Genomic DNA, 9,046 nt, shown 5'->3' with positions numbered 1-9,046 from the left:
CTCCTACAGGGGACCGCATTCTTCTGTAGGAGCTGCCGAAGGCTGCGATCTTTTGTTTTTTTGCTGTTCGATAATCGCCCAAAACCCGCTTTCACAGATTGAACCATCTGGTTCATTCCCCGCACCATTCGGCCCACAAGACCAATAACATCAGGTTCGACACCATGTCCCCGCGCCCTGCCTTGTCCGGCTGATCCTGTTCGTTTTGCCACAGATTCCAATGACTTGTCTGCAATCACCTGATTGCGGCACTCCCCCGTTTCATCCCCAAGAATTAGAGAGACCCGAGCTCATGACGCCTTCCACTGCGCAGTATTTCGTTCCCAGCCTGATTGCCATTGCCCTGGCCAGCGCGGCCCTGCCCGCCAACGCCGAAGAGTCGGGCTTCGTCGATGGGGCCAAGATCAACCTGAACCTGCGCAACTTCTACATCAACCGCAACTTCACCAACCCGACCAAGGCCCAGGGCAAGGCTGAAGAGTGGACGCAAAGTTTCATCCTCGACGCCAAATCCGGGTTCACCCAGGGCACCGTCGGGTTCGGCATGGATGTGCTCGGTTTGTATTCGGTGAAGCTTGATGGCGGCAAAGGCACCGGCGGCACGCAACTGCTGCCGCTGGATCACGACGGTCGCCCGGCGGACAATTTCGGCCGCACCAACGTGGCGTTCAAGGCAAAGCTGTCGCAAACCGAAGTGAAAGTTGGGGAATGGATGCCGGTGCTGCCAATCCTGCGTTCGGACGACGGTCGCTCGTTGCCGCAAACCTTCCGTGGCGGCCAGATCACGTCGAAGGAAATCAATGGCCTGACGCTCTACGGCGGCCAGTTCCGCCAGAACAGCCCGCGCGACGACAGCAGCATGAGCGAAATGTCGATGACCGGCAAAGCGGCGTTCACCTCTGACCGTTTCAACTTCGAGGGCGGCGAGTACGTGTTCAACGACAAGCGCACCCAGATAGGCCTGTGGAACGCCGAGCTCAAGGACATCTACAGCCAGCAATTCGTCAACTTGATCCACAGCCAGCCGCTTGGCGACTGGACCCTGGGCGCCAACCTGGGTTTTTTCTATGGCAAGGATGACGGCAGCGCACGGGCAGGCGAGCTGGACAACAAGACAATGTACGGCTTGTTCTCGGCCAAATACGGCGGCAACACCTTCTACGTCGGCCTGCAAAAACTCACCGGCGACAACGCCTGGATGCGGGTCAACGGCACCAGCGGCGGCACACTGGCCAACGACAGCTACAACTCCAGCTACGACAATGCCCAGGAACGCTCCTGGCAGGTACGCCACGACTACAACTTCGCCGCCCTCGGCGTACCGGGTTTGACCCTGATGAACCGCTATATCAGCGGCGACAATGTGCACACCGGCAGCATCACCGATGGCAAGGAATGGGGGCGTGAAAGTGAACTGGGCTACACCGTGCAGAGCGGTGCGCTGAAAGACCTGAACGTGAAATGGCGCAACTCGACCATGCGCCGCGACTACAGCAATAACGAGTTCGATGAGAACCGCGTGATCATCAGCTATCCGATCAGTCTGCTGTAAACACAAAACAAATGTGGGAGCGAGCTTGCTCCGGGCGGCGTTCCGACGATGAGGTCGTAACATTCAACATCTACATTGACTGTTACACCGCCATCGCGAGCAAGCTCGCTCCCACAGGTTGTACGGCGTTACCGCTTACCCCCGCGACTCAACCCCCAACTCATCCCACACCGACTCGGCCAAATGGAACGTCGCATTGGCCGCCGGGATCCCGCAGTAGATGGCGCTCTGCATGATCACTTCCTTGATCTCGCCACGACTCACGCCGTTGTTGGCGGCAGCGCGCAGGTGCAGTTTCAATTCTTCGTTGCGATTCATGCCGATCAGCATGGCGATGGTGATCAGGCTGCGGGTGTGGCGCGGCAGGCCAGGGCGGGTCCAGATGTCGCCCCAGGCGTGACGGGTGATCATCTCCTGAAACTCCGAGTTGAACTCGGTCAAGGCATTCAGGCTGCGGTCGACGTGGGCATCGCCCAAGACCGCGCGACGGACCTTCAGGCCCTCGTCATAACGTTGTTTCTCGTCCACGGAAATCCCCTCAATCAGCCGACAGAAACGCCAGCACACGCTCGCTGAACGCATTGCCTGCCTGGACGTTGGATAAGTGCGCCGCATAGAACTCGGCGTACTCGGCCCCGCGCACATGCTCCTGGATGAAATGCCCACCGGACGGTGGCGTCACCGCATCTTCGCTTCCGGCAACCACCAACAGCGGCGCCTTGATCGCAGACAACTGATCGCGGAAATCGGCATCGCGCACCGCAGCGCAATTGGCTGCATAGCCTTCGGGCGAAGTGGCCGCGAGCATGTCGGTGATTTGCTTGGCTGCCGCCGGGTTGGCGGCGGAGAAGTCCGGGGTGAACCAGCGGGCAATCGACGCATCGCGCAGGGCAACCATAGCCGCCTGACGATCACGCAGCACCATTTCGATACGTGGGTTCCACACTGACGGATCGCCGATTTTCGCTGCTGTGTTGCACACGATCAGCTTGTTCAGGCGTTCGCCGGCATTGATCCCCAGCCACTGGCCAATCAACCCACCCATGGACAGACCGCAGAAATGCGCGCGTTCGATGTGCAAGGCATCCAGCAAGGCAAGCACGTCGTGACCCAGTTGCTCGATGCTGTAAGGCCCCGGCGTCACCAATGACTGGCCATGACCACGGGTGTCGAAACGCAACACGCGAAAATGCCCGGAGAACGCCGGGATTTGCGCGTCCCACATGTGCAGGTCGGTGCCCAACGAATTGGACAACACCAGTACCGGCGCATCGACCGGTCCATCGAGTTGGTAATGCAGTTCGCCCTCGGCGAGTTGTACAAAAGCCACAGCAAGTCTCCTTCAGGCAGTCAATGCAGAATGTTCAGCCACCGCGCGCTCGACCCAGGTTTTGGCCTGACCGAGGTAATGGGCGGGGTCCAGCAGATGATCGAGTTCAGCCACCGACAGTTCGGCGGTCACTTGCGGTTCGTCGCCGAGGACCGCACGCAGGTGACGTTGTTCGGCCACGGCGCGTTTGCAGCATTGCTCCAAGAGATGATGCGCAGTGTCGCGCCCTACCCGTTGCGCGAGGACGATGCTCACCGCTTCGGCGAGCACCAGGCCCTGGGTCAAATCGAGGTTGCGCGCCATGCGCTCGGCATCCACCTCCAGTCCTTTGGCGATCAACAGCGCTTGCTGCAGGCTGCCCGACACCAGGCAGCAAATCTCCGGCAGGGTTTCCCACTCGGCATGCCACAGGCCGAGGCTGCGTTCGTGTTCCTGGGGCATGGCGCTGAACAGCGTCGAGAGCAGACCGGGTACACGCGTTGCCGCACCGATCAGCACCGCCGCGCCCACCGGATTGCGCTTGTGCGGCATGGTCGAAGAACCGCCCTTGCCCGGCGCCGAAGGTTCGAACACTTCGCCAGCCTCGGTTTGCATCAACAGGCTGATATCGCGCCCGAGTTTGCCGAGACTGCCGGAGATCAGGCCGAGTACTGCAGCGAATTCAACCACGCGATCGCGCTGGGTGTGCCACGGCTGTTCGGGCAAGGCCAGTTGCAGTTCTTCGGCCAGCGCCTGGGCAATTGGCATGGCCTGGTCGCCAAGGGCCGCAAGGGTTCCGGACGCACCGCCGAATTGCAGCACCAGCAGGCGCGGCTTGAGTTCGGCCAAGCGCTGGCGACTGCGCGTCACTGCCCCCAGCCAACCGGCGATTTTCATGCCGAGGGTGACAGGCGTTGCGTGTTGCAACCAGGTGCGCCCGGCCAATGGCGTCGCTGTATAACGTTGGGCCTGCGTCGCAAGGGTTTGGCCCAGTTGCGCCAGATCGCTTTCGATCAGCGCCAGTGCGCGGCGCAGTTGCAACACCAGGCCGCTGTCCATCACGTCCTGGCTGGTCGCGCCCAGATGCACATAGCGCTCGGCTTCGGCATCGGTGGCCGCGATCTGTTTGCCCAGCGCCTTGACCAACGGAATGGCCGAGTTACCCGCGGTGGCAATCGCCTCGCCCAACGCCGCGAAGTCATAAAGCCCGGCGCGGCAAGCCGCTTCAATCGGCGCGACAGCACTCGACGGAATCAACCCTACCTGCGCTTCGGCCCGGGCCAGTGCCGCTTCGAAATCGAGCATGGCCTGGACCCGGCCCTGATCGCAGAACACCTCACGCATATCGCGGGCAGTGAAATAGGCATCGAACAATTGATTGCCCGGTCGCTGATTCATAAACAGTTCCTGGAGGCACGGGCCGCTGCAGCCCGCGCGTGAAGATCAAAGGTCGTTATGCAGATACGCGGCCTGTTTCGGCAGGCGCAGGCTGAACAGGAACGCCACCGCCATCATCACCGTGACGTACCAGTAGAAGGAGTTTTCCATGCCCACGGCCTTGAGGCTCAAAGCCACATATTCTGCCGAACCACCGAAAATCGCATTCGCCACCGCATACGCCAGGCCAACGCCCAAGGCGCGTACTTCCGGCGGGAACATCTCGGCTTTTACCAGACCGCTGATCGAGGTGTAGAAACTGACGATCGCCAGCGCCAGGGTAATCAGCACGAAGGCCAGAAACGGACTGGTCACGCTTTTCAGGCTCAACAGGATCGGCACGGTGAACAGCGTGCCGAGGGTGCCGAACCAGAGCATCGAGTTACGCCGGCCGATCTTGTCGGCGAGCATGCCGAAAACCGGTTGCATGCACATATAAAGGAACAGCGCGCCGGTCATGATGTAGCTGGCGGTCTTGGCCGGCATGCCGGCGGTGTTCACCAGGTACTTCTGCATGTACGTGGTGAAGGTGTAGAAAATCAGCGAACCACCGGCGGTGTAACCGAGCACGGTGATGAACGCTGCTTTGTGGTCGCGAAACAGCGCGCTGATGCTGCCGGCGTCCTTGTTTTCGCGCATTTCCTTGCTGGAAGTTTCTTTCAGCGAACGACGCAAATACAGCGAAACCAACGCCGCCATGGCACCGACCACAAAGGGAATCCGCCAGCCGTAGGCACGCAGGTCATCCTCGGTGAGGAACTGTTGCAGGATCACCACCAGCGACACCGCGAGCAACTGGCCGCCAATCAGGGTCACGTACTGGAACGAAGCGAAGAAACCGCGCTGGCCCTTGAGCGCCACTTCGCTCATGTAAGTCGCGGTGGTGCCGTACTCACCGCCCACCGACAAGCCTTGCAGCAAACGGGCGAACAGCAACAGGATCGGCGCCCAGACCCCGATACTGTTGTAGGTCGGCAAGCAGGCAATAAGCAACGAGCCGAAGCACATCATCAGAATCGAGATCAGCATCGAGTTCTTGCGCCCGTGCTTGTCCGCCAACCGACCGAAAATCCAGCCACCAATCGGGCGCATCAGGAAGCCGGCGGCAAACACGCCAGCCGTGTTGACCAACTGCACCGTGGGGTTGTCGGACGGGAAAAAGGCCGGCGCGAAATAGATCGCACAGAAGGCATAGACATAGAAGTCGAACCATTCGACCAGGTTGCCGGACGAAGCACCGACAATGGCGAAGATCCGCTTGTTGCGTTCTTCGCCCGTATAAAGAGCTATAGGAGCCGTGGGTGTTGTCATTGTTTTTTCACTCAAAAGGGACAGTGAGAGTCTAGACACACTTTGCAACAGTCCCGTTCCACAGATAGATCAGCAACACAAATCCACTGTGGGAGCGAGCTTGCTCGCGATAGCGTCAGGTCAGTCACCATTTATGTTGGATGTGACTCAGTCATCGCGAGCAAGCTCGCTCCCACAGTTTTTTACGGTGTTCACTTAATAGTCGAAGAACACCGTCTCGGCATCGGTGCCCTGCAGAATCACGTTCCACTGGTACACGCCCGACGCATCCTGCTTGGCCAGCAACGTATTGCGACGCTCGGCCGGCACGCATTCCAGCAACGGATCATTCACGTTGGCCGCCTCGCCATCAAAGTAAATCCGCGTCAGCAAGTGCTTCACCAGGCCACGGGCAAACACCAGCACCACCAGATGCGGCGCCTGGGTCGTGCCTTTGAGCCCCTCGACCGTGCCCGGCTTGATGGTGGTGAAGCGAAAACGCCCTTCGGCATCCACCGGTACCCGGCCAAAACCTTCGAAGTTCGGGTCCAGGGGTTTGTCCTGGTCATCTTCCGGGTGATCGTACTTGCCGGCGGCGTTGGCCTGCCAGACTTCCAGCATTGCGTCGTTGACGACATCACCGTTGCCATCGACCACTTGCCCGGTGATCGCCATGCGCTCGCCCAGGGTTTGTTCGACGGTCAGGTTTTCGCGGTTCAGCCAGGTCAGGCCGATGTGGTAGTACGGCCCGACGGTGTGGGACGTGGTCGCAGTCAGCGTCATCTTATTTCTCCATCGGCGTGGCGTCGCGGCCGCGCAAAACGATGTCCCAGCGATAACCGAGGGCATAGGAAGGGATGGTTTTTTCCAGATCGAACGTGGCGATCAAGCGCTCTTTGGCGCCGGTATCGGGCACGCAGTTGTAGATCGGGTCGTACGCCAGCAACGGGTCGCCCGGGAAATACATCTGCGTCACCAGGCGCGTCAGAATGCTCGGCCCGAACAGCGAGAAATGGATGTGCGCCGGGCGCCAGGCGTTATGGTGGTTACCCCATGGATAGGCGCCGGGCTTGATGGTCTGGAACTGATACCAGCCATCGGCGTCGGTCACGGTGCGGCCCGTGCCGGTGAAATTCGGGTCCAGCGGTGCGTCATGCAGGTCGCGGGCATGGGCGTAGCGACCGGCGGCGTTGGCCTGCCAGATCTCCACCAGAATCCCCGGCACCGGCAGACCGTTTTCATCCAGTACACGACCGTGGATGATGATGCGCTCACCCTGTGGCTGCCCCTCATGCTGGGCGGTCAGGTCGTTGTCCTTCTCGTTGACGCGCTCGGCGCCGACGCTCGGACCGGTGATTTCCGACAACGAATGCGGCAGAAACACCAACGGCCTGGACGGCGAGCGCAGGTTGGTGGATTGATAGGTCGGGTGCAGGTATTCCGGCTGAGTGCCCGCCTGCGGGCGACGGTAACCAGGCTTGTCAGTCATGAAGCATTCCTCAGTTCTTATAAGTCTTCAGAGCGCGTCAGACACGCTCGATCGCCAGGGCCAGACCTTGACCGACACCGACACACATGGTCGCCAGACCTTTCTTGCCACCGGTTTTTTCCAGCTGATGCAACGCGGTCAACACCAGTCGCGCACCGCTCATGCCCAACGGATGACCCAAGGCAATCGCGCCACCATTGGGATTGACCTGGGCCGCATCGTCGGCGATCCCCAGTTCACGCAGCACCGCCAAACCCTGGCTGGCGAAGGCTTCGTTGAGTTCGATCACGTCGAAATCGCTGACCGCCACACCGAGGCGTTCGGTCAGTTTACGCACCGCAGGCACCGGGCCAATGCCCATCACCCGCGGCGCAACACCGGCGCTGGCCATGCCCAGCACTTTAGCGCGGGCGGTCAGGCCGTGTTTCTTCACGGCTTCGGCCGAGGCCAGGATCAATACTGCCGCGCCATCGTTCACTCCGGAGGCGTTGCCGGCGGTGACGGTTTTGTCGGGGCCGTTGACCGGTTTGAGTTTGGTCAGGGCTTCCAGGGTGGTGTCGGCGCGAGGATGCTCGTCCTGGCTGACCACGGTTTCACCCTTCTTGTGGGCAATGCGCACTTCAACAATTTCTTCGGCGAAGAACCCGGCGGCTTGCGCGGCGGCTGTGCGTTGTTGACTGCGCAGGGCGAACGCGTCCTGATCGGCGCGGGACACCTTGTAATCGTCGGCCACGTTGTCAGCGGTCTGCGGCATCGCATCCACACCGTACTGGGCTTTCATCAACGGGTTGATAAAACGCCAGCCAATGGTGGTGTCTTCCAGTTTCATGTTGCGCGAGAACGCGGCATCAGCTTTGCCCATCACGAACGGCGCACGGGACATCGACTCGACGCCACCGGCAATCGCCAGCTCCATCTCGCCGCTGGCGATAGCGCGGAACGCGGTACCGATGGCATCCATGCCCGAAGCACAGAGGCGATTGAGGGTCACGCCCGGAATGGTTTCCGGCAGCCCGGCCAGCAACAGCGCCATACGCGCGACATTGCGGTTGTCTTCACCGGCCTGGTTGGCGCAGCCGAGGAACACCTCGTCCACGGCGTTCCAGTCCACCGACGGGTTGCGCTCCATCAAGGCTTTGATCGGCACGGCAGCCAGGTCGTCGGCACGCACCGTCGACAGGCCGCCGCCGAAACGGCCGATGGGGGTACGAATCGCGTCGCAGATATAAACGTCACGCATCACGCTTCTCCGGGTGCTTGGCCGTGGGCGGCAGCAGTGCGGGCTTCGAGATCACGCAATGCGGTCAGCTCGACCTCTGTTGGCTCAGCGGTGTGCTCAACGTTGTCGGCAAAACGTATCGCCCAACCGGTGGCTGCGACCACTTGCTCGCGGGTCACGCCGGGGTGCAGTGCGGTGACCACGAATTCGTGGGTACCCTCCTCCGGTTCCATGATGCACAGGTCGGTGATGATCCCCACCGGACCGGCGCCTGGCAGGCCAAGACGCTTGCGCGAATCGCCACCCTCACCGTGACCGACCGAAGTAATGAAATCGAGTTTGTCGACAAAGGAGCGCGAAGACTGCTTGAGGATGATCAACACGCTCTTGGCCGAACCGGCAATTTCCGGCGCGCCACCGGCACCTGGCAGGCGCACTTTCGGTGCGTGGTAATCGCCGACCACGGTGGTGTTGATGTTGCCGAAACGGTCGACCTGCGCCGCACCAAGGAAGCCGACGTCGATACGCCCGCCCTGCAGCCAGTAACGGAAAATCTCGCCGGTCGGGACCACGGTGTCGGCGGTTTCCGCCAGTTCACCGTCGCCGATCGACAACGGCAGTACGCTCGGCTTGGCACCGATCGGACCCGATTCGTAGATCAGAACGACATCAGGCGAGGACGTCAGGCGCGCCAGGTTGGCCGCTTTCGACGGCAGGCCGATACCGACGAAGCACACCGAACCGTTCTTC

9 protein-coding genes are annotated in these 9,046 nt (G+C 60.9%); 1 reads left to right on the top strand and 8 read right to left on the bottom strand.

What is annotated here, in order from left to right:
- Nucleotides 1-292: 292 nt before the first annotated feature.
- A complete protein-coding gene (locus AC1DVH_RS21865; protein ID WP_477755563.1) occupies nt 293-1,552 on the top strand; it encodes an OprD family porin in 1,260 nt (419 codons plus the stop codon).
- Nucleotides 1,553-1,687: 135 nt separating this feature from the next.
- On the opposite strand, the gene pcaC is transcribed toward AC1DVH_RS21865, so the two are convergent.
- The 8 genes from pcaC to AC1DVH_RS21825 form a co-directional block, all read right to left on the bottom strand.
- Nucleotides 1,688-2,080 carry a 4-carboxymuconolactone decarboxylase gene (gene pcaC, locus AC1DVH_RS21860; RefSeq protein WP_477755562.1) on the bottom strand — a complete coding sequence of 131 codons (393 nt, stop codon included), beginning with the start codon at nt 2,078-2,080 and terminating at the stop codon, nt 1,688-1,690.
- Between the two features lie 10 nt (nt 2,081-2,090).
- Complete coding sequence (gene pcaD / locus AC1DVH_RS21855; protein ID WP_477755561.1) at nt 2,091-2,882, bottom strand: 3-oxoadipate enol-lactonase; 792 nt, start codon at nt 2,880-2,882, stop codon at nt 2,091-2,093.
- Between the two features lie 12 nt (nt 2,883-2,894).
- The gene (locus AC1DVH_RS21850; protein ID WP_477755560.1) at nt 2,895-4,259 is read right to left on the bottom strand and encodes a 3-carboxy-cis,cis-muconate cycloisomerase; all 1,365 of its coding nucleotides are present in this window, start codon (nt 4,257-4,259) and stop codon (nt 2,895-2,897) included.
- A 45-nt stretch (nt 4,260-4,304) separates the two neighbouring features.
- On the bottom strand, nt 4,305-5,609 hold the full coding sequence (locus tag AC1DVH_RS21845) for an MFS family transporter (RefSeq protein ID WP_477755559.1): 1,305 nt from the start codon (nt 5,607-5,609) through the stop codon (nt 4,305-4,307).
- A 195-nt stretch (nt 5,610-5,804) separates the two neighbouring features.
- On the bottom strand, nt 5,805-6,371 hold the full coding sequence (gene pcaG / locus AC1DVH_RS21840) for a protocatechuate 3,4-dioxygenase subunit alpha (protein WP_477755558.1): 567 nt from the start codon (nt 6,369-6,371) through the stop codon (nt 5,805-5,807).
- 1 nt (nt 6,372) lies between these two features.
- Entirely contained in the window at nt 6,373-7,077 is a 705-nt protein-coding gene (pcaH, locus tag AC1DVH_RS21835; RefSeq protein WP_477755557.1) for a protocatechuate 3,4-dioxygenase subunit beta, read from the bottom strand.
- Nucleotides 7,078-7,114: 37 nt separating this feature from the next.
- The gene (gene pcaF, locus AC1DVH_RS21830; RefSeq protein WP_477755556.1) at nt 7,115-8,320 is read right to left on the bottom strand and encodes a 3-oxoadipyl-CoA thiolase; all 1,206 of its coding nucleotides are present in this window, start codon (nt 8,318-8,320) and stop codon (nt 7,115-7,117) included.
- A partial coding sequence (locus tag AC1DVH_RS21825; RefSeq protein WP_477755555.1) for a CoA-transferase subunit beta occupies nt 8,317-9,046 on the bottom strand: 730 nt, incomplete at its 5' end. The genes AC1DVH_RS21825 and pcaF, both read right to left, overlap by 4 nt.

This window comes from Pseudomonas sp. P4_C3, assembly GCF_056402075.1.
Note: the sequence above shows the minus strand (reverse complement) of the source record. Positions and strands in the feature narration are given on the sequence as shown.